General features: G+C 69.0%; 28 protein-coding genes and 1 other RNA gene. 23 read left to right on the top strand and 6 right to left on the bottom strand.

The features are described 5' to 3' along the window. Positions 1-2,331 (top strand): putative bifunctional diguanylate cyclase/phosphodiesterase, encoded by a 2,331-nt coding sequence (locus I4Q42_RS16630; RefSeq protein ID WP_198577206.1) that lies wholly within the window; start codon positions 1-3, stop codon positions 2,329-2,331. Here I4Q42_RS16630 and I4Q42_RS16625 read toward each other — a convergent pair. Genes I4Q42_RS16625 through I4Q42_RS16615 form a run of 3 tightly spaced genes read right to left on the bottom strand, consistent with a single transcriptional unit; the run spans position 2,328 to position 4,363 of the window. Then, positions 2,328-2,993: an HAD family hydrolase gene (locus I4Q42_RS16625; protein WP_198577205.1), complete on the bottom strand. Its 666-nt coding sequence runs from the start codon at positions 2,991-2,993 to the stop codon at positions 2,328-2,330. The two genes, I4Q42_RS16630 and I4Q42_RS16625, sit on opposite strands and share 4 nt — an antisense overlap. Continuing rightward, positions 2,990-3,838 (bottom strand): phosphoserine phosphatase SerB, encoded by an 849-nt coding sequence (serB, locus tag I4Q42_RS16620; RefSeq protein ID WP_198577204.1) that lies wholly within the window; start codon positions 3,836-3,838, stop codon positions 2,990-2,992. The genes I4Q42_RS16625 and serB overlap by 4 nt, the downstream gene beginning before the upstream one ends. 54 nt (positions 3,839-3,892) lie before the next feature. Beyond that, positions 3,893-4,363, bottom strand: coding sequence for a hypothetical protein (locus I4Q42_RS16615; RefSeq protein ID WP_198577203.1), 471 nt, complete (start codon positions 4,361-4,363; stop codon positions 3,893-3,895). A 61-nt stretch (positions 4,364-4,424) separates the two neighbouring features. On the opposite strand from I4Q42_RS16615, the gene miaA reads away from it, so the two are divergent. Then, on the top strand, positions 4,425-5,306 hold the full coding sequence (miaA, locus tag I4Q42_RS16610; RefSeq protein WP_408611087.1) for a tRNA (adenosine(37)-N6)-dimethylallyltransferase MiaA: 882 nt from the start codon (positions 4,425-4,427) through the stop codon (positions 5,304-5,306). On the opposite strand, the gene I4Q42_RS16605 is transcribed toward miaA, so the two are convergent. Next, positions 5,239-5,793 (bottom strand): hypothetical protein, encoded by a 555-nt coding sequence (locus I4Q42_RS16605; protein WP_198577201.1) that lies wholly within the window; start codon positions 5,791-5,793, stop codon positions 5,239-5,241. The two genes, miaA and I4Q42_RS16605, sit on opposite strands and share 68 nt — an antisense overlap. A gap of 150 nt (positions 5,794-5,943) precedes the next feature. Between I4Q42_RS16605 and I4Q42_RS16600 the strand changes: the two genes are divergently transcribed. From I4Q42_RS16600 to I4Q42_RS26145, 16 genes are all read left to right on the top strand, one after another. After that, positions 5,944-6,426, top strand: a complete 483-nt coding sequence (locus tag I4Q42_RS16600; protein WP_198577200.1) for a CinA family protein — start codon at positions 5,944-5,946, stop codon at positions 6,424-6,426. A gap of 117 nt (positions 6,427-6,543) precedes the next feature. After that, the gene (locus I4Q42_RS26640; protein ID WP_370444040.1) at positions 6,544-6,591 is read left to right on the top strand and encodes a hypothetical protein; all 48 of its coding nucleotides are present in this window, start codon (positions 6,544-6,546) and stop codon (positions 6,589-6,591) included. A gap of 110 nt (positions 6,592-6,701) precedes the next feature. After that, entirely contained in the window at positions 6,702-8,507 is a 1,806-nt protein-coding gene (locus I4Q42_RS16595; RefSeq protein WP_198577199.1) for an acetolactate synthase 3 large subunit, read from the top strand. Between the two features lie 12 nt (positions 8,508-8,519). Then, entirely contained in the window at positions 8,520-8,837 is a 318-nt protein-coding gene (locus I4Q42_RS16590; protein WP_198577198.1) for a BrnT family toxin, read from the top strand. Further along, positions 8,818-9,105 carry a BrnA antitoxin family protein gene (locus I4Q42_RS16585; protein WP_198577197.1) on the top strand — a complete coding sequence of 96 codons (288 nt, stop codon included), beginning with the start codon at positions 8,818-8,820 and terminating at the stop codon, positions 9,103-9,105. Before I4Q42_RS16590 ends, I4Q42_RS16585 begins: the two co-directional genes overlap by 20 nt. 72 nt (positions 9,106-9,177) lie before the next feature. Beyond that, positions 9,178-9,738 (top strand): hypothetical protein, encoded by a 561-nt coding sequence (locus tag I4Q42_RS16580; protein ID WP_198577196.1) that lies wholly within the window; start codon positions 9,178-9,180, stop codon positions 9,736-9,738. Continuing rightward, the gene (gene ilvN / locus I4Q42_RS16575) at positions 9,735-10,307 is read left to right on the top strand and encodes an acetolactate synthase small subunit (RefSeq protein ID WP_198577195.1); all 573 of its coding nucleotides are present in this window, start codon (positions 9,735-9,737) and stop codon (positions 10,305-10,307) included. The genes I4Q42_RS16580 and ilvN overlap by 4 nt, the downstream gene beginning before the upstream one ends. Positions 10,308-10,313: 6 nt before the next feature. Beyond that, complete coding sequence (locus I4Q42_RS16570) at positions 10,314-11,186, top strand: hypothetical protein (RefSeq protein ID WP_232793223.1); 873 nt, start codon at positions 10,314-10,316, stop codon at positions 11,184-11,186. 145 nt (positions 11,187-11,331) lie between these two features. Then, positions 11,332-11,466, top strand: a complete 135-nt coding sequence (locus I4Q42_RS26430) for a hypothetical protein (RefSeq protein WP_269816516.1) — start codon at positions 11,332-11,334, stop codon at positions 11,464-11,466. Continuing rightward, positions 11,466-11,690, top strand: coding sequence for an Atu4866 domain-containing protein (locus tag I4Q42_RS16565; protein ID WP_198577194.1), 225 nt, complete (start codon positions 11,466-11,468; stop codon positions 11,688-11,690). The genes I4Q42_RS26430 and I4Q42_RS16565 overlap by 1 nt, the downstream gene beginning before the upstream one ends. A 5-nt stretch (positions 11,691-11,695) precedes the next feature. After that, positions 11,696-12,061, top strand: a transfer-messenger RNA (tmRNA) gene (gene ssrA, locus I4Q42_RS16560). A 198-nt stretch (positions 12,062-12,259) separates the two neighbouring features. Continuing rightward, positions 12,260-12,739, top strand: coding sequence for an SspB family protein (locus I4Q42_RS16555; RefSeq protein ID WP_198577193.1), 480 nt, complete (start codon positions 12,260-12,262; stop codon positions 12,737-12,739). A gap of 3 nt (positions 12,740-12,742) precedes the next feature. Next, positions 12,743-13,213 carry a PaaI family thioesterase gene (locus tag I4Q42_RS16550; protein ID WP_198577192.1) on the top strand — a complete coding sequence of 157 codons (471 nt, stop codon included), beginning with the start codon at positions 12,743-12,745 and terminating at the stop codon, positions 13,211-13,213. A 9-nt stretch (positions 13,214-13,222) separates the two neighbouring features. Next, on the top strand, positions 13,223-14,023 hold the full coding sequence (locus I4Q42_RS16545; RefSeq protein ID WP_198577303.1) for a C13 family peptidase: 801 nt from the start codon (positions 13,223-13,225) through the stop codon (positions 14,021-14,023). 106 nt (positions 14,024-14,129) lie between these two features. Further along, the gene (locus I4Q42_RS16540) at positions 14,130-16,238 is read left to right on the top strand and encodes a serine hydrolase domain-containing protein (RefSeq protein ID WP_198577191.1); all 2,109 of its coding nucleotides are present in this window, start codon (positions 14,130-14,132) and stop codon (positions 16,236-16,238) included. A gap of 247 nt (positions 16,239-16,485) precedes the next feature. After that, on the top strand, positions 16,486-16,662 hold the full coding sequence (locus tag I4Q42_RS26145; RefSeq protein ID WP_232793222.1) for a hypothetical protein: 177 nt from the start codon (positions 16,486-16,488) through the stop codon (positions 16,660-16,662). Here I4Q42_RS26145 and I4Q42_RS16530 read toward each other — a convergent pair. Continuing rightward, positions 16,624-17,043, bottom strand: coding sequence for a RusA family crossover junction endodeoxyribonuclease (locus I4Q42_RS16530; RefSeq protein WP_232793221.1), 420 nt, complete (start codon positions 17,041-17,043; stop codon positions 16,624-16,626). The two genes, I4Q42_RS26145 and I4Q42_RS16530, sit on opposite strands and share 39 nt — an antisense overlap. 133 nt (positions 17,044-17,176) lie before the next feature. Here I4Q42_RS16530 and fumC point away from each other — a divergent pair, with 133 nt between their 5' ends. Genes fumC through I4Q42_RS16505 form a run of 5 tightly spaced genes read left to right on the top strand, consistent with a single transcriptional unit; the run spans position 17,177 to position 20,558 of the window. Further along, positions 17,177-18,568, top strand: coding sequence for a class II fumarate hydratase (gene fumC / locus I4Q42_RS16525; protein WP_198577189.1), 1,392 nt, complete (start codon positions 17,177-17,179; stop codon positions 18,566-18,568). Between the two features lie 2 nt (positions 18,569-18,570). Next, positions 18,571-19,242 (top strand): phytanoyl-CoA dioxygenase family protein, encoded by a 672-nt coding sequence (locus tag I4Q42_RS16520; protein ID WP_332873100.1) that lies wholly within the window; start codon positions 18,571-18,573, stop codon positions 19,240-19,242. Next, positions 19,239-19,979, top strand: coding sequence for an AAA family ATPase (locus I4Q42_RS16515; protein WP_198577188.1), 741 nt, complete (start codon positions 19,239-19,241; stop codon positions 19,977-19,979). Before I4Q42_RS16520 ends, I4Q42_RS16515 begins: the two co-directional genes overlap by 4 nt. Positions 19,980-19,992: 13 nt before the next feature. Beyond that, complete coding sequence (locus I4Q42_RS16510) at positions 19,993-20,247, top strand: type II toxin-antitoxin system CcdA family antitoxin (RefSeq protein ID WP_198577187.1); 255 nt, start codon at positions 19,993-19,995, stop codon at positions 20,245-20,247. Continuing rightward, positions 20,244-20,558, top strand: a complete 315-nt coding sequence (locus tag I4Q42_RS16505; RefSeq protein ID WP_198577186.1) for a CcdB family protein — start codon at positions 20,244-20,246, stop codon at positions 20,556-20,558. Before I4Q42_RS16510 ends, I4Q42_RS16505 begins: the two co-directional genes overlap by 4 nt. Here I4Q42_RS16505 and I4Q42_RS16500 read toward each other — a convergent pair. Then, positions 20,555-20,953: a YccF domain-containing protein gene (locus I4Q42_RS16500; RefSeq protein WP_198577185.1), complete on the bottom strand. Its 399-nt coding sequence runs from the start codon at positions 20,951-20,953 to the stop codon at positions 20,555-20,557. The genes I4Q42_RS16505 and I4Q42_RS16500 overlap by 4 nt on opposite strands. Positions 20,954-20,973 lie beyond the last annotated feature (20 nt).

Here is a 20,973-nt window from a genome sequence, read left to right as displayed (position 1 = left end):
ATGTTCAACCGCCTGCAGACCAAGCTGACCGTTCTCTACGCCGGGCTCTTCGCCCTGGCGCTGGGGGCGATCGCCGTGACCGTCTATCTGACGATCGCCGGCACGGCCCAGCAGGCGGTGCGCCAGGAACTGACGGCGACCGGCGGGGTGTTCGACCGCGTCTGGGCGCTGCGCACCCAGCGCCTGCGCGACGGCGCCGACATTCTGTCGCGCGACTTCGGCTTCCGGGCCGCCGTCGCCACCCGTGACGCCCCGACCATCGACTCGGCCCTGGCCAATCTGCGCGGCCGCATGGGCCTGGACCTGGCCGTGATGATGAACGTCGACGGCGAGCTGACCGGCGTGGATCCCTCCAAGCTCGACGCCGAGCGCCTGTGGACCGCCCTCGACGCCGAGGACGGGGCCGGCGGCGTGTTCATGGTCGACGGCGAGCCCTACCAGCTGATCTCGGCCCCGATCCTGTCGCCCACCCTCACCGGCTGGGTCGTGTTCGGCGTCCGCCTCGACGACCGCGAGATGCAGGCGCTGGAACGACTTTCGTCGATCCGTCTCGACGCCGACGTCTTCAATAGAGAAGGCCAGCAGTGGCGAGCGGAGAACGCCGAGCGCCAGACCCCCGCCCTCTCCGCCTTTGTCGCCAACGCCGCGAAAGGCGACGGCGCCCCCGGCCGCATCCAGGGCCCCGGCGGCGATGAACTGGTTCTGGTCAAGCCGCTGAAGACGCTGGGCGGCGGCGCCTCGTCCCTGGTCCTGCGCTATCCCCTGGCCCTGGCCCTGGCGCCCTATCGCCCTCTGCTGGCCGCCGTGGTCCTGGCCGGCCTGGTCGGCGCGGCCCTGGTGATCGTCGCCAGCTGGATGCTGTCGCGCGGCCTGGCCCGTCCCATCGCCGAGCTCGACGCCGCCGCCCAGGAGCTGGAGCAGGGCCGCGAGGTCCACGTCGTCGTCCAGACCCGCGACGAGATCGGCCGCCTGGCCGACAGCTTCAACCGCATGGCCCACGGCATCCGCGACCGCGAGGCGCGGATCACCCACCTGGCCATGCACGACCCCGAGACGGGCCTGGCCAACCGCCACGCCCTGGAAGCCGAGATCGCCGCCCGCATGGCGGCCGATCCGACCCGGCCGGTGATCATCGGCGCCCTGGGTTTGGACCGTTTCACCTTCGTGCGCGGCGCCATCGGCTACACCCTGGCCACCGAACTGATCGTCGAGATCGGCGAGCGGGTCCGCGCCCACAATCCCGACGTCATGGTCGGCCGCCTGACCACCTCGACCCTCTGCGTCGTCTCCAGCATCACCGACCTCGAAGAGGCGGTCGCGATCGTGACCTCGGCGACGCCGATCCTGGAGGCCCCCGTGCGCCTGGGCGGCGATCTCGTGGACATCCACGTCAGCAACGGCCTCGCGGCCGGCCGCCACGGCGAAATCGCCCCGCACCGCCTGATCGAGCAGGCGATGATCGCCCTGGACCAGGCCCGCGACGCCGGCCGCAAGGCCTCGCCCTTCGACCAGGCCGCCTACGGCGATCCGGCCAGCAACCTGTCCCTGATGAGCGAGATGCTGGAGGCGGTGCGCACCGGCGCCCTGTTCCTCAACCACCAGCCCAAGCTCGACCTGCGCACCGGCGCCATCACCGGCGCCGAGGCCCTGGCGCGCTGGATCCACCCGACCCGCGGCTTCCTGGGCCCCGACCTGTTCGTCGGCATGGCCGAGGAGACCGGCCACATCCGCGCCCTCACCGACTATGTCATCGACCAGGCGATCGCCGACCAGCAGGCCCTGCGCGCCGCCGGCCACGACCTCGTCATGTCGGTCAACATCTCCGGCCGCCTGATCGACGATCTCGGCTTCGCCCGCCAGGCCATCGCGCGCGTGTCGGAAGCCGGGGCCCGCATGTGCTTCGAGATCACCGAGACCGCGGTGGTCGGCAACGCCGCCGTCGCCTTGCAGGTGCTGGAGCAGTTCAAGGCCGCCGGTATCGCGGTGTCGATCGACGACTACGGCTCGGGCCTGTCGTCGCTGGCCTATCTGAAGCAGATCCCGGCCGACGAACTGAAGATCGACAAGGCCTTCGTCATGGGCATGGACGGCGAGGCCAAGGACGCCCTGCTGGTCAAGTCGACCGTCGACCTGGCCCACAGCCTGGGCCTCAAGGTCGTGGCCGAGGGCGTCGAGTCCCGCGAAGCCCTGGCCATGTTGCAGGTCATGGGCTGCGACATCGCCCAGGGCTATCACATCGCCAAGCCGATGGCCCTGCCGGCCCTGACCGAGTTCCTGACCCGCTGGGGCGCCGAAGACGAGGCGGCCGATCCGCGGGCGAAGCAGGCCTAACTAGACCGCTTCAGCAGGTCGAGCACCACGTGCAGGCTGTCGGCGATGTGCACGCACTTCTCGTGCATCTCCTCGGTCGGATCGAGGATGTCGGGCACCATGATCGTCATCATCCCCGCCCCGTGCGCCGCGCGGACGCCGGGATGGGAATCCTCCAGCGCCAGGCACAGGGTCGGATCGACGCCCAGCCGCTCGGCGGCCAGCAGGTACGGGTCCGGGAACGGCTTGTGCCGCGTCACGTCATGGTGGGCGACCACCGCATGGAAGCGCGGCAAGAGGTCGAAGCGGCCAAGATAACGCTCCACCGCCGGGTAACCGTTCGAGGTGGCGATGGCGCGCGGCAGGCCGACCGCGTCCAGGTGGTCGAGGATCTCCTCGACCCCGTCCTTCAGCCGGATCTCGGCCTCCAGCAACAGCTCGACGTCGCTCCACAGCCGCTCGAAGAACGGCTTGACCGGAAAGTCCTGGCCGTAGAGCTCGCGCAGCATGACCCCGCACTCGGGATTGGTCTTGCCGACCATCGAGGCGTAGGTCGCCGCCGTGATCGGCGCGCCGAACACCTTGCCGGCGTCGATCATCGCGGCCTGGTAGACGGTCTCGGTGTCGAGCAGCAGACCGTCCATGTCGAAGACCACCGCCTCGATCCGGCGGGGAAAGCTCACTGGGTGAACTCCTCGGCGCGATAGCCCTGGAAGTAGAGCAGCGCGGTCAGGTCCGCATGGTCGACCTTGGCATGGGCCCGCGCCGCCACGATCGGCTTGGCGCGATAGGCCACACCCAGGCCGGCGGCCTCGATCATCGCCAGGTCGTTGGCGCCGTCGCCCACGGCCAGAGCGTCGGCCGGCGTCAAGCCCAGGGCCGAGGTCTCCTCGTTCAGGGCGGCCAGCTTGGCCTCCTTGCCGAGGATTGGGTCGCCGACCTCGCCGGTCAGGGCGCCGCCCTGCTCGATGAGCGTATTGGCGCGGTTCAGATGGAAGCCCGCCGCCTCAGCGACGCGGCTGGTGAAGAAGGCGAAACCGCCCGAGACCAGAGCGCAGCGGGCGCCGTGGGCGGCCATGGTCCTGACCAGGGTCTCCGCGCCGGGATTGAGCCGCACCCGCTCGTCGAAGCAGGTCTGCAGGGCCGTGTTCGCCAGGCCCTTCAGCATGCCGACCCGCTCGCGCAGCGCGCCCTCGAAGGCCAGTTCGCCGCGCATGGCGCGCTCGGTGATCTCGGAGACCTGCTCCTTCACGCCAGCGAAGTCGGCCAGCTCGTCCAGGCATTCGACATTGATGATCGTTGAGTCCATGTCGGCGATCAGCAGGCGCTTCTTGCGGTTCTGGGCGGGCTGGATGGCGAAGTCGACCGGCTGCTCGCCGATCGCGGCGACCACCTGCTCGCGCACGGCGGCCGGATCGCCCTCGAAGCTCACGTCGACGGCGTTCGGGCCGAGCGGAACGGCCTCGCCGAGCGCGAGAGCGGCGGCGAGGGTTTCGGCCTGCGGGCCGACGAGGGTCAGGACGTGCATGGACGCGGCGGCTAAGCCACACGCCGCGCCCCGTCAACCCGCATTAGCGGAACCTCAGCTCGGGTCGATGCCGGTGCAGCGCTGCAGCAGGGCGACACCGGCGCGCTTGCCGGCGGCCTCGGCCGTCTCGCCGGGAGCCGGCTTGACGTTCTCGAACAGGAACTGGAGCCCGTCCTCATAGACCCGGCTCGGTTTCACACCCTTCTCGGCGCCGTCCTCGAAGGCCTCGTCCATCATGGTGCGACCCTTGGCGCCGAAGGCCTCGAGCACGAACTGCATGCCGCGTCCGTCGCCGCCCTTGCTGGCGAAGATCTGCGGATAGGACGTCGCCACCTTGCCCAGGATGACCAGCACGGCCCCGCAACCGGCCTTCTCCTGCGCGGTCAGTTCCGGCGCCGGCGCATTGGCGGCGGCCGCGGCCGCCGGCGGCGGCGACTTGGGCTTGCCGGGCGTGGCGTCGGCCAGCACCGGACCAGCCGTCAGGGAGGCGACCATCGCGGCCGCAATCATGTATGTACGCTTCATGGACCAAGCCGCCCCATACGCAACCGTCGCAACGCCCTTCGCTGACGACTCGCGCGTCTGGATGATCGCCGGACCGACGGCCAGCGGCAAGTCGGCCTATGCCCTGGACCTGGCCGAGCGCACCGGCGGCGAGATCGTCAACGCCGACTCCATGCAGATCTACGCCGGACTGCGGGTGCTGACGGCCGCGCCGTCGGCCGAGGAGACAGCCCGCGCGCCGCACCACCTGTTTGGCGTCGCCGACGCGGCCGAGGGCTGGTCGGTCGGCCGCTGGCAGACGGCAGCCGTCAGGGCCCTGCACGACATCGCCCATCGCGGCCGTCCCGCCATCGTCGTCGGCGGCACGGGCCTCTATTTCCGCGCCCTCACCCATGGCCTGGCCGACGTGCCGCCGGTGCCGGAAAGCCAGCGCGAGATCTCGGGCCTGCTCTACGCCGCCCAGGGCGAGGCCGCATTCCGCGACCTGCTGCGTCCGCTCGATCCGGCCGCCGAGGCCCGTATCGAAAGCGGCGACCGCCAACGCCTGGTGCGTGCTCACGCCGTGGCGGTGGCTACGGGCCGGGCGCTCTCGGACTGGCAGGCCGACACCCGGCCCGTCCTGCAGCCCGGCGAATGGAGCGGCGTGGTCCTCGATCCGCCGCGCGGCGAACTCTACGACCGCTGCGACGCGCGTCTGGACCTGATGGTCGAGAATGGCGCCTTGGGGGAGGTGGCGGCCATGGAAGCCCGCGGCCTCGACCCTGCCCTGCCCGCGCTGAAGGCCGTCGGCTATCGCGAACTGGCCGCCCATCTGCGCGGCGAGACCACGCTGGACCAAGCCCTTGACGCCGCCCGCCAGGAGACCCGCCGCTACGCCAAGCGCCAGCTGACCTGGTTCAGGAACCAGACTTCCGACTGGACGCGGGTTTGGGCGGGGGTTTCGCCGACGGGTCCGACAGGATGACGCCGCCAGCCGTCAGCAGCGGCCGAACCTTGACCTTGTAGTCGTCCTCGAACACCGCCGTCGACATCGGCTCGATGCCGGCCCGCACCCGGCGCGCCGACTGCGTCACGGGCTCGGCCATCACGTCGCAGGACTGGCCGGTCAGGTCCGCTTGGCCCGCTTCGCCGGCCGCCAGCAAAGTCGACACCGGATCCGTGCAACTGGTCTGGCCCGTCATCGACGAAAAGCAGATCTCGCGCTGCAGGTAGGTTTCGATGGTCCAGGCGCAGGGGGTGGGCGTCACCGCCTGGCCCTCGACCGTGGCGGTCGCCCCCGGCCGCACCGAGATCTTCATGAAGACCTGCTGGCGCACTACCGCCCGCTCGACTCGGCCCGCCTTGGTCAGGGTGAGTGGCAGCGCCCGCTGGGTCACCGTCGCCAACTGCATCACGGGAGCGGGCGGCGCGGGCGCAACGGCCGGCGGCGGAGCGGACGCTTGAACGAACACGAAGAACCTCCCACTGAACCTTGGCCATTCGTGGCACGTTGCCGCAATCTTGGCGATAGTCGATCACGCCTCGCTTCAGGGCCCTCTTCATCCTATTGGGACGAACGCGGAGCGCGCGCCACCGCGCCGCTCGCCGACAAGGACCGCTTGATGACCGAACTCGCCCGCCTGGCCGCCGCCGTCGCCGCCCGCCTGACCGAGCGCGGCGAGACCGTGGCGATCGCCGAATCCTCCACCGGCGGGCTGATCTCCTCGGCGCTGCTGGCCGTGCCGGGCGCCTCGAAGTTCTATGTCGGCGGCGCGGTCGTCTACACCGCCCGGGCGCGGCTCACCCTGCTGGACATTCCGCAGAAGGCCATGGACGGACTGCGCTCGGCCAGCGAGCCCTACGCCGTGCTGCTGGCCCGCGTGGCCGGCAAGAACCTGAAGGCGACCTGGGGTCTATCGGAAACCGGCGCCGCCGGTCCGGAAGGCAACCGGTACGGCGACGCGGCGGGACATGCCTGTTTCGCGGTCGTCGGCCAGGAGCGCGAGGTCAGTCTTACCATCGAGACCAGGATGGATGATCGGCAGGCGAACATGCAGCGCTTCGCCGAGCAAGCTCTTGCCCTGCTCCTGGAAACCTTGGGCTGAAATTCGCGCCAGACCCGTTGCGACTTATCCGCCACGGGTCGTTTCTTGCGTCAAACCGCGCCTTGACGCCCTCCAGCGAGCATGGCATTCCCCGATCATCCATTTGGAGCAACACTCGTGCGCACCACCATGATCGTACTTATGGAGCGGCCGTTCACGGCGTGACCTCGAAGTCACGTTGATAGATCGGTCGCGCGCACAAAGGTCCTTCGGGGCCTTTTTTCTTTTCCGTCGCCTCCAAAGCCCAGCTTCCACGTCCATCCGGGACTTCCGCAATGACCGCCCACCAGACCATCGAGAGCAACGCTCCCGCCGATGCCGCCAGCCGCGCCATGACCGGCGCCGAGATCGTGGTCCGCGGCCTCGTGGACCAAGGCGTCGAAGTCCTGTTCGGCTATCCGGGCGGCGCGGTCCTGCCCATCTACGACGCGCTGTTCCACGAGCCGCGCCTGCAGCACATCCTGGTCCGCCACGAACAGGGCGCGACCCATGCCGCCGAAGGCTACGCCCGCTCGTCGGGCAAGCCGGGCGTTGTCCTGGTCACCTCGGGCCCGGGCGCGACCAACGCCATCACCGGCATCATGGACGCCCTGATGGACTCGATCCCGATGGTCGTCATCACCGGCCAGGTCCCCACCCACCTGATCGGCACCGACGCCTTCCAGGAAGCCGACACCGTCGGCATGACCCGCTCGTGCACCAAGCACAACTACCTGGTCAAAGACGTCCGCGACCTGCCGCAGATCATCCACGAGGCCTTCAAGATCGCCACGACCGGTCGCCCCGGTCCGGTGCTGATCGACATCCCCAAGGACGTCCAGTTCGCCAAGGGCGAATATTATGGCCCGACCGAAGTCGCCTCGACCCATGCCTACTCGCCGAAGACCAAGGGCGACGCCAATCGCATCGCCGAAGCGGCCAAGCTGATCGCCCAGGCTCGCCGGCCGATCTTCTACACCGGTGGCGGCGTCATCAATGCCGGCCCCAAGGCCAGCGAGGCCCTGCGCCAGTTCCAGGCCCTGACCGGCGCGCCGGTCACCTCGACCCTGATGGGCCTGGGCGCCTTCCCGGCCGCCGATCCGGCCTGGCTGGGCATGCTGGGCATGCACGGCACCTTCGAAGCCAACAACGCCATGCACGACTGCGACGTGATGATCTGCGTCGGCGCCCGCTTCGACGACCGGGTCACCGGCCGGCTGGACGCCTTCTCGCCGGGCAGCAAGAAGATCCACATCGATATCGACGCCTCGTCGATCAACAAGAACGTCCGCGTCGACCTGCCGATCGTCGGCGACGCCGGCAGCGTCCTGGAAGACCTGATCGAGGCCTGGAAGGCCGCCGGCCACCAGCCCAACAAGGCCGCCCTGACCGACTGGTGGACCCAAATCGACGCCTGGCGGGCCCGTCAGTGCCTGTCCTACAAGCGCTCCGAGACGGTCATCAAGCCGCAGTACGCCATCCAGCGCCTGTACGAGCTGTCCAAGGACAAGGACGTCTACATCACCACGGAAGTCGGCCAGCACCAGATGTGGGCCGCGCAGTTCTTCCGCTTCGAGGAGCCGAACCGCTGGATGACCTCGGGCGGCCTGGGCACCATGGGCTATGGCTTGCCCGCCGCGCTGGGCGTGCAGCTGGCCCACCCCAAGAGCCTGGTCGTCGACATCGCCGGCGAAGCCTCGATCCAGATGTGCATCCAGGAGCTGTCGACGGCGATCCAGTTCGACCTGCCGGTCAAGATCTTCATCCTGAACAACGAATGGATGGGCATGGTCCGCCAGTGGCAGCAGCTGCTGCACGGCGAGCGCTACAGCCACTCCTATTCCGACAGCCTGCCCGACTTCGTGAAGCTGGCCGAGGCCTATGGCGCGGTCGGCATCCGCTGCTCGGACCCGGCCGAGCTGGACGCCAAGATCCTGGAGATGATCAACAGCGACAAGCCGGTGATCTTCGACTGCCGCGTCGAGAAGCACGAGAACTGCCTGCCGATGATCCCCTCGGGCAAGGCCCACAACGAGATGATCATGGGCGAGGTCGAGGACATCGGCAGCGTCATCGGCGAGGACGGCGCGGGGCTGGTCTAAGCTTGACAATCCATGGGCGCATTCGACGAAAATGCGCCCATGCCGATATTCGAGTGGGACACCGAAAAGGCGAAGGCCAACCTATCCAAGCATGGCGTGGCCTTCGAGGACGCGACCATGGTCTGGGCGGACCCGTTGCACGTGATCTACCCTGACAGGGTGATCGACTACGAGCAACGCTGGCATGCCGTGGGCGTGGTCGGTCTTGTGACTGTGCTGCTGGTGGTTCACATCTATATCGGCGATGCTGGCGCGGACCGCGTCCGGATCATCAGCGCGCGGAAGGCGACTCCCTGGGAGCGCAAGGTCTATGAACAAGACAACGCTTAGCGAAGACCAACTCGAACGACTGGCCGCTCTGGACGCGTTGCCCGACGACCGGATCGACACGACGGACATTCCCGAAGCGCCGCACGAAAACGCCCGTCTGGCGCGACGTCCGGGACAAGGCGAGACCCTAGCCCATCCGGACGCTGTGGCGCTCGACGCCGATGTCGTCGGCTGGTTCAAGGAACATGCGGGCGGTAAGCCTTATCAGACCGAGATCAACCGCGTGCTGCGCCAATACGTGGCCAAGGCAGAGAAGAAGCGCGCCTGATGCCTCCTCGCTTCCTGATCGACGACGTCCCGCGGGGACGGCCATAAGGTGGCCGGGCTCTGGGGGGACGCCATGCCGTTACAACTCTTTCTCACCGCGGCGCCGGTGGCCTTCGCCGTGGTGGCCGGCGGCTTCAGCCTGTTCCAATGGCTGATGTCGCAGCGGGCGCGGTCCGACGAGCGCGACGACGAGCTTCTGGCCTGGGGCGCCAAGGTGATGGACGCCATGGCCGAGTTGGAGACCCTCTGCGCCAATCCTGCCGGCCTGTGGCCGGGCGTCGAGTTCGACCGTCGCCGCCTGGCCCTGGCCGCCGCCCTGTCCAGCCTGGTCGACCAGGGCCGGATGTTCTTTCCCAACGTGCAGTCCACGGGCCAGCAGCGCGGCGACAAGCCCGAGGCCTATCGCGGCTCGCGCGTGGTGATCCTCGACCAGGTGATCGTCGGCTATGACGTGGCCCACCTGATCCCCCAGGCCGGACCGGAGCGGAAGGCCTTGCTGCAGCAGCCCCTGCGCGACGCTCGACGAGAATTCGTATCCCTGCTGCAAAAGGAGGTAGGCTCCAGCCGACGCTCCTCCGCCGCTGTCCGCCAGACACGCCCCGCCATCAAGATCCGCTTGGAAGACCTGCGATGACCGCCAACGTTCAACCCGCCTCCCTCGTGGCCGCTCCCGCCTCGGCCTACGACCTCAGCCCCAACGAGCAGGCCGAGCAGACGGCGACCTTCGCCCTGCTGGTCGACAACGAACCGGGCGTGCTGCACCGCGTGGTCGGCCTGTTCGCCGCGCGCGGCTACAACATCGAGAGCCTCACGGTGGCCGAGACCGACCGCAAGGCCCACACCAGCCGCATCACCGTGGTCACCCGCGGCACGCGCCAGGTGCTCGACCAGATCGAGGCCCAGCTGAACAAGGTGGTCAATGTCCGCCGCGTGCACGACGTGACCCGCGACCCCAACGGCGTCGAGCGCGAGCTGGCCCTGGTCAAGGTGCGCGGCTCGGGCGCCGAGCGGGTCGAGGCCCTGCGCATCGCCGACATCTTCCGCGCCAAGCCGGTCGACACCACGCTGGAAAGCTTCGTGTTCGAGATCTCCGGCGCGCCGTCGAAGATCGACAAGTTCCTCGACCTGATGCGCCCGCTGGGCCTGGTGGAACTTTCCCGCACGGGCGTCCTTTCCATCGAGCGGGGCGTCGAAGGGATGTAGCAGGCCATGGGCGTGATCGGACCGGCCGTCTTCGCGGGAGCCCTGGCGCTCGCCGCACAGGATCAGCCCGTTACGCCCGTCGCCCCCGCAGCGCCCGATCCGGCGGTCTGGTGGTCGAACGAAATCCCCAGACCCTCGTCCGAGATCGAACCGCTGGCGGGCCGTCGCCTGGGTCGCAAGGAACTGCCGGTTCCGATCGACAACGGCGTCGATCCCCTGCTCTATCGCCTGTGGGGCCTGCAACCGCTGCAAACCCAGCTGGTGCGCCGCGGCGAGCTGGTGCTCGAGGCCTGGGCGCGACCGGCCCGCGGCGTGCGCCAGGCCGTTGTCCGGGTCACCGTGCGCCGCGACGGCCGCGCCTTCGTCCAGGCTCGCGCGGGCCTGGGTTGCTGCACGCCCGACATCGGCCGCCGGGTCGACATCAACGCCGAACTGCCCGCCGAGCGCATCGCCGCCTTCAAGGCCCTGGCCGGCGATCCGGCCTGGAGCCAGCCGCGCAGCGTCATCGTCGACTATGGCGGCGGCTCGGTCGAAGCCTTGTGCGTCGACGGCGTCTCCTGGGACGTCACGCTCCTGGTTCCCGGCCAGGCCCGCCACCTGCGCCGCGCCTGCGACGACGCCGAGGTCGGCTCGATCGCCGGCGTGCTGTCGGCCGTGGTCGGGGCGGCCGCCGGCCGTGATCCGCTGTTCGACGCGGTGTTGCCGCGCGGCGGCGACTTCTCGCGCCAGGCCAAGGCCTATGCCGATCTCGCCGCCCAGGGCGGCCAGTTGAAGGCCGGGACCTCGAACCGTCCGCAGCCCAAAGCCGTACCAGTCACCGACGACGAAGAGCCCGAACCGCCGGCCGAAACCCCAGAGATGCCCGCCGCGCCGCGCTGATCCGCCGTATCGATCCGGAGGATCGTGCAATCAACGCGGAGCATCGCTCTACCGGCTGGACGGCCGGCCGGGGCATAGTGACCTCGTGCCGCCGCAGCTGCCTGCGGGGCCTCCCCAAAACCAAAGCCCAAACCAAAGCCAAGCCATGAACCGCTACACGCCCCGTCGTGCGACGGCGGCTCCGCGCTGGTTCGCCGCCGCTCTGCTGGCGGCCGCCGCCGTCGCGACCGCCTTGCCCGCCCTGCTCTCGTCCGCATCTACCTGGAGGATCCTGCCATGATGATCGATCACCTCCCCGTTTCCGGCGTCTGGTCCTCGCCCGACGGCCGCTTCAGCCTCGAACTTCACCCCGACGGCCGCTTCGTCGAAATCCACGAAGAGCCCCGGAGCATCTTCACCGGCGCCTACGTCCTGGTCGGCGAGACCCTGAAACTGTTCGAGGACCACGGCGCCGTGGTCACCGGCCGCCTGGCCGACGGTCGCCTCAGCCTGGGGAGCGTTTGACGCATCCCCTTCCCTCCGGCTGGGCGAGCCCCTATATTGGATTTGTCCGGCTTCGGCCGAACTATGGGGATAAACGCGCACGTAATAAGCGGACTGGACCCGGGTGCGATTCCCGGCGGCTCCACCAAATCTCTCCCGAGTTATCACGGGACTGCATGGGGCCGATCAGCATCGACAGACGTGTAAAGGTGTCTGCTTTCTCTCGGCATGGCCCACCGTTTCGGGCCTTTAAACTAAATGCGAACGATAACTTCGCTGAAGAGTTCGCCGTCGCTGCGTAATGCGGTGCAGGTGAATTCGCCTCTTAAGTCCTAGGGGTTCAGATCCTTAGGCGGGGCCCGGAGGGAGCCTGGCAACAGAATCCCTCCACTTCCCTGGAATGTGGACGGCTCCCTCCTCTCTCTTGAGAAGGCATGGGGGAGCCTGGCAACAGAATCCCTCCACTTTCTCCAAGAACGCCTCCCGATCAAAAAATTGTACGCGGCTACCGCATCCCGGCGCCTTTGCCGGAAGGCCATGACAGGTTACGCTGACGGCTGGATTTGTCGTTTTTGCTTAATCGAAGACCCATGGCCCGCACTCCTCCGACCGAAGACCTGATGCAGTACGAGGCCATGGCCCAGGACGCCCTGCGCGGCGTCGTGAAGGCTGCGCTGAAGAAGGCGGCCGCGCCCGGCGGCCTGCCCGAGCCGCACCATCTGTACATCACCTTCAAGACCCAGGCGGCCGGCGTCTCGGCCCCGCAGGACCTGCTGGGCAAGTATCCCGACGAGATGACCATCATCCTCCAGCACCAGTACTGGGACCTCGCCCCGGGCGAGACTTTCTTCTCGGTGACGCTGAAGTTCGGCGGCCAGCCCAAGCGTTTGTCGATCCCCTATTCGGCCGTAACCCGCTTCTACGACCCGTCGGTGCAGTTCGCCCTGCAGTTCGAAGCGCCGGAGATCGAGCCGGCCCCGGTCGAGCCGGAGCCCGAGCCCACCCCGCCCGCCACCGATGGCGACGAGGCCCCCAAGATCATCTCCCTCGACCAGTTCAGGAAGAAATAGGCCTTGAACGACGTCGTCTCGGAGGAGCTGTCCACTCTCACCGACGAGGCGATCCTCGCGCGTTTCAACGCCTCGAAGAACGCGCCGCCCAGCGCCCTGACGCTGGGCTTCAAGCTCATCGCCGTCAGCCAGGCCGAGCGGCGCGTCGAGATCGCCTTCGACGCCCGCGCCGACCTGCTGGCCAATCCGATGGGCCAGGTGCAGGGCGGTTTCGTCTGCGCCATGCTCGACGAGTGCATGTCGGTGGCCGGCCTGATCACCTCGGGCATGACCCATGTCGTGCCTACGCTCGAAATGAAGACCAGCTTTCTGCGGCCGGCCTTGCCCGGTCCGCTGCGCGGCGTCGGCCGCGTGGTGAAATGGGGCCGCACCGTCTGCTTCATGGAAGGCGAGCTGTACGACGCCAGTGGCCAGTTGCTGGCGACCTCGACGGGCACGGCCCTGCCGACGCCCTTCGCCAAGTTCAAGAAATAGGGCCGCATGATGGGGCGAGCCGCGAGCCTGCTGGTCGCACTGCTGCTGGCCTGCCTGACGATCGCCCCCGCCCGCGCCGCCGGCCCGTTCGAACAGTGGGCCTCTGTGGTGATCGCCGGCGACTGGCGCGCCCATGAAGGCGGCTCGACCGAGGCCTTCGACAACGCCCGCCGAGACGTCGCCAAAAGCCTCGTCGACCTGGGCTTCCCGCCGCCGGTTCAGTTCTCGACCCGGCCCGGGCGCTATCGCGGCAAGGGCCTGACCGGCGCGGTCCCCAAGGCCGTGCAAGCCGGCCTGAAGTCGGCGGCGGAGACCGCCCCGGCCGGGTGCCTCGTCTACATCACCTCGCACGGTGCGCCGGAAGGCGTGGTGATGGGTCGGGACCTTCTGCGCCCGCAGCGCCTGGCCGCCATGATCGACTCCGCCTGCCCTGCCCGACCGTCGATCGTGGTGATCTCGGCCTGCTTCTCTGGCGTGTTCGTGCCGGTTCTGGAACGCGACGACCGCATGATCCTGACGGCCGCCCGGCCTGACCGCACCTCGTTCGGCTGCGGCGAGAGCGATCGCTATCCCTATTTCGACGACTGCTTTCTGAGCGAGATCGGCAAGGCCCGCGATTTCGTCGCCCTGGGCCGCGCGGTCCAGGCCTGCGTGGCCCGCAAGGAAGTCGACACCGGCGCCAGCCCGCCATCGGAGCCGCAGATGTGGATCGGGCCCGAATTGCGACCGCTGCTGCCGCTCTATGCCTTCGACAAGGCCCGCAAACCGGCGCCGACGTCGACGCCCTCCGCACGGCCGGTCGAAAATTGAACGGCTCGCGTCTCGCGGGTCGCTTTTCTTCCCAAGGCCGGTGTCCCTCGCCTGACGAATTGGCCTAAGAAGACCTCCCGACGGTTTAGCCGACGAGGTGGGGTTCGTGACGTTGCGTATGTCGTCCAAGGCCGCGAAGTGCGCGGCGATCGTCGGTCTCTGGTTGGCGGGCGCGGGAAGCGCCGGCAGCCAGGACGCGACGCCGACGGCGACCGCTGCGCCCGCGTCTGTCGCCCCCGCGGCCTCGACGCCGCCCGCACGCCCGGCGCGGCCGGCCATCCGCCGCGTCGCCCCGGCTGCGACGGCCGCCGTCGCGCCGCCGACGGTTCCCGCCCTCCCCGGTGTCGCCCCCCTGCCCGCGCCCGAACTCGAAGCCTTCGTGGACGGCGCCGTGCGCCGCGCCATGGCCGACGAACACATCGCCGGCGTCACCCTTTCGGTCGTCCAGAACGGCCAGGTCGTGCTCAAGAAAGGCTACGGCGCCGCCAGCCTTACGCGCGGAAGGCCGGTCGATCCGGACCGCACGCTGTTCCGCATCGGCTCGATCTCCAAGACCTTCACCTGGATCGCCCTGCAGAACGAGATCGACGCCGGCCGCATCCGTCCCGATGCGCCGATCAACGTCTACCTGCCCGAGAAGCTGCAGGTGCGCGACCAGGGCAAGAAGACGCCGGTGCGGGTGCGCGACCTCTACACCCACACGCCCGGCTTCGAGGATCGAACGCTGGGCCAGCTGTTCGAGCGCGACGAGCGCCGGGTGCGCCCGCTTGAGGTCTATCTGCGACAGGAGCGCCCCAACCGGGTGCGCGAACCCGGCCAACTCCCGGCCTATTCGAACTACGGCGTGGCCCTGGTTGGCGCGGCCCTGGCCAACACCGGCGCCAAGCCGTTCGAGGATCTGATCGCCGAGCGCGTGATCATCCCCGCCGGCCTGACCCGCACCACCTTCCGCGAGCCCCGCGCCTGGCGCGAAGACCTGCCCGCGCCGATGGCCCCGGCCCTCGCCGCGGACCTGGCCGAGGGTTACCGCTGGACGCCGCTGGGCCTGGAAGCCCAGCCCGTCGAATTCATCGGCCAGATCGCACCGGCCGGTTCGGCCTCGAGCACCGCCGCCGACATGGCGCGCTACATGACCCTGCTGCTGAACGGCGGAACGATCGACGGCCGCACCGTCTTCTCACCGCGCGCCGCCCAGGCGTTCCGCACGGCCAGTTACCGACCGGCGGCTGGCGCGGCCGGTTGGAACGCCGGCTTCCAGGACATCCCCCTGCCCGGCGGCCGCCGCGGCTTCGGCCACGCCGGTGCGACGCTGTGGTTCCACTCCAACATGGTGCTGGTCCCCGACCTGGGCCTGGGGATCTTCATCTCGGTCAACACCGACACCGGCCAGGACCTGCCGGCCACCCTGCCCGCGGCGATCGTCGAGCGCTTCTATGCCCCCGCCCGGGCCGTGCCGAACTTCACGCGACTGAGCCCGGACGCGGCCCTGGCCTATGAAGGCGACTACCTGACCGACCGCCGCGCCTATGGCGGGCTGGAAGGCTTCGTGGATCGGCTGATCGGCGTGGCCACGGTTCGCGCCAGCGCCCAAGGCGGCCTGGCGATCACCAGCGACGGACGCACCCGCCTGTGGGTTCCGACCGATCGCGAAGACGTCTTCAAGGCCGCCGACGGCGCCGACGTGCTGGTGTTCCAGCGCCAGGACGGCGCGGTGGCGCGGTTCTTCGCCCCCTCGGGCGCCTCGGCCTATGAGCGGGTCGGCCCGATGTTCCAGCAGGGCATGCTTGGCGGCGTGGCCGTGCTGGCCGCCCTGGCATCGATCGCCACCCTGGCCGGCGTCTTCGTGCGCAGCCGGCGCGACACCCGCCAGACCACCAGCCAAGCCCGCGCCAGCCTGCTGCAGACCACCCAGGCGGTGCTGTGGCTGGCGGCCATGGCCTGCGTGGCGCTCTTCGCGGCCGGTTCGGGCGACGTGGCCGGCGTGGTGTTCGGCTGGCCCAGCGGCTGGCTGCTGACGGCCTCGGCCTGCGCCTTCATCGCCACCCTGCTCAGCCTGGTCACCCTGGGCATGATCCCGATCGTCTGGCGCGGGGGCCGCCGCGTCGATAGCTGGACCGAGCTGCGCAAGCTGTCCTTCACGATAACGGCGCTGATCTTCATCGCCTTCGCCATCGTGCTGGCCGCCTGGGGCTTCCTGGAGTTCTGGAACACCTGAGGCGGCATGGCCCGTGCAGGCTCTCCCTCGCTGACGGCGAAGGGGAGTTGGCGCGTGTCGAAACGGAACGTCTGCATCCTGGCTGGCGGCGACGCTGTTCTACGGGGCGTTCGGCGCCGACCTGATCGAGCGCGCCTTCTGGTTCTACGCGGCCAACGCCTTCCTGGCCGCGGGCCTTGTCACCTTCGCCTTCCAGGCCACGGCGCGGCTGCTGCGCATTCCTCGCAGCCGCCGGCTCTATCCGGCCATGGCCTTCGTGCTGCCGGGCGCGGCGGCCGCCAACCTGATCCTGACCGGCTGGATCCCCCTGGCGCCTGGCGCGGAGCCGTCGAGCCTGGGCCGGTATCTGGCCTTCCTGGTCGTGCTCTACATCTCGATCGGCGCGTCAGCCTTCGAGCGTGCCCCGCAGAAAGCGCGACTCTAGCTTTCGCACCACGATCACGATCCGCTCGCGCTCGCCCGGCCGTCGCTCGACCAGCAGGCGGGCGACCTGGGCGTCGTCGTGGAAGGCGTAGCCCTTGATGGCGTCCAGCAGGGCCTTGGCCAGGTTGTCGAGGTCCAGCCAAGGCGGCTCGCCGACGAACTCCATGCCGATCTCGACCGAGAACTCGCCCCAGGCCGGCCGCGCGCCGCGCCAGCTCTTGCGGAAGAACTCGTAGATCAGCGGCTTGTAGTACTTGGCCTGGGTGGTCAGGCCATCGACGACGATGGTCAGCTCGCCGCCGGCCTCGCGGGCCCGGACCTTGCCGTGATGCGTCCAGTCGTCGTTCAAGCGCGCAGGTCCCTTCGGCCAGCCGAGCGGCAAGCGGTCGCCTGCTCTCTACGCGGCCAGAGGCCGCCGGCGCAACGGATCAGCCACGCTTTGTAAGCTTGCGAACGTTGCCCTGGCCGCCCTCAGGGTCTAGACCGCGCTCGACCGTTTTCCGGAGATCCGCCGCATGACCGCCACGCGCACCGAGACCGACACCTTCGGCCCCATCGAAGTCGCCGCCGACCGCTACTGGGGCGCGCAAGCCCAGCGCAGCCTGGGCAACTTCAAGATCGGCTGGGAAAAGCAGCCGCTGCCGGTCGTCCGGGCCCTGGGCATCGTCAAGCGCGCCGCCGCCGAGACCAACCACAAGCTCGGCAAGCTCGATACCGGCCTGAAGGACGCCATCGTCCAGGCCGCCAACGAGGTCATCGAAGGCAAGCTGAACGACCACTTCCCGCTCGTGGTCTGGCAGACCGGCTCGGGCACCCAGTCGAACATGAACGCCAACGAGGTGATCTCGAACCGCGCGATCGAGATCCTGGGCGGCGAGATGGGCACCAAGAAGCCCGTCCACCCGAACGACCACGTCAATATGAGCCAGTCGTCGAACGATACCTATCCGACGGCGATGCACGTGGCCTGCGCCGAGCAGATCGTTTCGGACCTGCTGCCGGCCCTGAAGCTGCTGCACGCCTCGCTGAAGGCCAAGTCCGACGCCTGGGCCGACATCATCAAGATCGGCCGCACCCACACCCAGGACGCCACCCCGCTGACGCTGGGCCAGGAGTTCGGCGGCTACGCCCAGCAGGTCGAGAACGGCATCGAGCGCATCGAGCAGACCCTGCCCAAGCTGATGCAGCTGGCCCAGGGCGGCACCGCCGTCGGCACCGGCCTGAACGCGCCGATCGGCTTCGCCGAGGGCGTGGCCGAAGCCATTGCCGCCATCACCGGCCTGCCCTTCACCACCGCCCCGAACAAGTTCGAGGCCCTGGCCGCCCACGACGCCATGGTGTTCAGCCACGGCGCCATCAACACGGTCGCCGCCTCGCTGTTCAAGATCGCCAACGACATCCGCTTCCTGGGCTCGGGCCCGCGCGCTGGCCTGGGCGAACTGGCCCTGCCGGAGAACGAGCCGGGCTCGTCGATCATGCCGGGCAAGGTCAACCCGACCCAGTGTGAAGCCCTGACCCAGGTCTGCGTGCAGGTGTTCGGCAACCACGCCGCCCTGACCTTCGCCGGCAGCCAGGGTCACTTCGAGCTGAACGTCTTCAATCCGGTGATGGCCTACAACTTCCTGCAGTCGGTGCGCCTGCTGGCCGACGCGGCGATCAGCTTCAACGACAACTGCGTCGTCGGCATCGAGCCGCGCGTCGACAACATCCAGAAGGGCGTGGAGAACTCGCTGATGCTGGTCACGGCCCTGAACGGCCGCCTGGGCTACGACATCTGCGCCAAGATCGCCAAGACCGCCCACAAGAACGGCACCACCCTGCGCGACGAAGCCGTCGGCGGCGGCTACCTGACGAACGAAGAGTTCGACCAGTACGTCCGTCCGGAAAAGATGGTCTCGCCGGGCTGAGGGTGAACCTCGACTTCCAGCGTGACGGGGCGGCGCATTTTCCCGCCGTCCTGTCGCCGGAGGCGCTCGAACGCCTCCGGGCGCTGGCCGACGAGCGGACCGCCCGCAAGCCAGGCGCCCGCCTCGACGCCGGCGACCAAGGCCTTGCCGCCCAGCTCTCCTCCGAGGGGCCGATCGGAGCCCTCGCCGCAAGCCTGACCTCGGCCGGGGCGCGCCCGGTGCGGGCGACGATGTTCGACAAGACCCCCGACGCCAACTGGTCCGTGGCCTGGCACCAGGACCGGGTGCTGCCCGTCGCCGAACGGATCGAGGTCCAGGGCTTCGGCCCCTGGTCGGTCAAGGACGGCCTGTTGCATGTGGCCCCGCCTTTCGAGATCCTGGCCCGCATGGTCACCCTGCGCGTCCATCTCGATCCCGTCGATCTCGGCAACGCGCCGCTGAAAGCCGCGCTCGGCAGCCATCGGCTGGGCCGTGTGCCGGCGGACCGCGCCGCCGAGGCCACCGCCGGTCATGAGGTCATCGTCTGCGAAGCGAAGGCCGGCGACGTCTGGGCCTATTCGACGCCGATCCTGCACGCTTCCGACCGAGCCGATCCGCCCCGTCGCCGACGCGTGCTTCAGGTCGACTACGCCGATTTCGACCTGCCCGGCGGCCTGGCCTGGGCGGCCACTTGACCGGCCTGACCCGCCCGTACTGGATCGAAGCCCGCTTCGAGCGCGGCGAGGGCTGGAACGCTGGCGCCTATCCGTTCAACCTGGCCGCGGTTCGTGGCCTCGACAGCCTGGCGTTCCATCCGCGCGTGACCTTCCTGGTCGGCGAGAACGGCTCGGGCAAGTCGACCCTGATCGACGCCCTCGCCGTGGCGTGGGGCTTCAATGCCGAAGGAGGCTCGACGGGCGTCAACTTTTCCACCCGCGCCTCGCATTCCCCGCTCAGCCAGCACATTCGCAGAATCCGGGGACATCTGCGGCCGATCGACGGCTATTTCCTGCGCGCCGAAAGCTTCTTCAACGTCGCCAGCTACATCGAGGATGTCGGCGTGTCCGGCTACGGCCACGTCCCTCTGCATGAGCAGTCGCACGGCGAAGCCTTCTTCGCCCTGTTCGACAACCGCTTCCGCGGCGACGGTCTCTACATCCTCGACGAGCCGGAGGCGGCGCTGTCGCCGACGCGGCAGCTGTCGTTCCTGGCGCGGCTGCACGAGCTGGTGCTGGCGCGCTCGCAGTTCATCATCGCCACGCACTCGCCGATCCTGCTGGGCTACCCCGACGCCTGGATCTACCAGGCCTCCGAGCGCGGCCTGGAGCGGGTGGAGTACGAGGACACCGAGCACTTCCAGGTGACCCGCAGCTTCCTCAACCGTCGCCAGACCTTCCTGGACGTCCTGCTGTCGAGCGACGACGAGGCGTGATAGCCTCCGGGCCATGGGCAAGCCCGAACTCGACATAGCGGCCGGCGGCGGCATCGATCCGGAACTGCTGGCCCAGGCGCAGCGTCTCGGGATTTCGGTCGCCGGCCTGAGCGAGCCTCAACTTCGGCTGCACCTGCAGAAGGTGGACCCGGCCGGGGCCGAGGCGCGCGCTCGGCGCTGGACCGAAGAGAACGCCGAGGCGATCCGACACTATCGTGAGCGGGTTGAAGCCGACGGCGCCTTTGGGGACGATCTGCGCCGGTGGTGATCCGCCAGTTCGACGTGTTTCCCAATCCCTCGATCCGCACCTGCGCGGCAGCGCCCTATGTCGTCGTGCTCCAGTCGCACCATGCCGGGGATCTTCCTACCGCCGTCGTGGCGCCGCTGTATTTGCCGCAAAGCGCCCTGCCGCTCAGCGAGCTGTCGGCCAAGGTCGAAATCCACGGCCAGGCGCTTCTGGTCTTCATCCCCGAGCTGGTCGGCGTTTCGACGACGCTGCTCCGCGAGCGTGTCGCTTCCCTCGCCGTCCACGAGGACGCCATCCGCCGCGCCCTCGACAGGCTGTTCACCGGCTTCTAGCGACGCACCACCGTGCGGCCGATCGGGGCCAGGGCTATGTAGGCCAACTGAAGGTCCTTGATGGCGAACGGGATGCCGATGATGCTGATGGCCTCGGCGACGGCGATCAGCAGGTGGCTGAGCGCGATGTACCAGCCGCCGAGCACGAACCAGATCAGGTTCAGCACGAAGCCCAGCGGTCCGGTGCCGATGTCGCCGCGCCCGGTGACGAGGTCGCGGCTGACGATCTCCTTGCCGAACGGCCAGAAGGCAAAGCCCGCGATGCGCCAGGCCGCGCCCGTATAGGGCAGGCCGACGACGGTGATGGCCAGCAGAAGGCCGCCCAGCAGCCACAGCAGGCCCGACAGCCAACCGCCGAGGAAGAACCAGAGCAGGTTGAGGATGAAGCGGATCATCGCGGGCCTTTCGTCTCTCA

It is taken from the genome of Caulobacter hibisci (assembly GCF_016135805.1).
GTDB lineage: Bacteria > Pseudomonadota > Alphaproteobacteria > Caulobacterales > Caulobacteraceae > Caulobacter > Caulobacter hibisci.
This window is presented reverse-complemented; position numbering and strand designations above follow the sequence as displayed.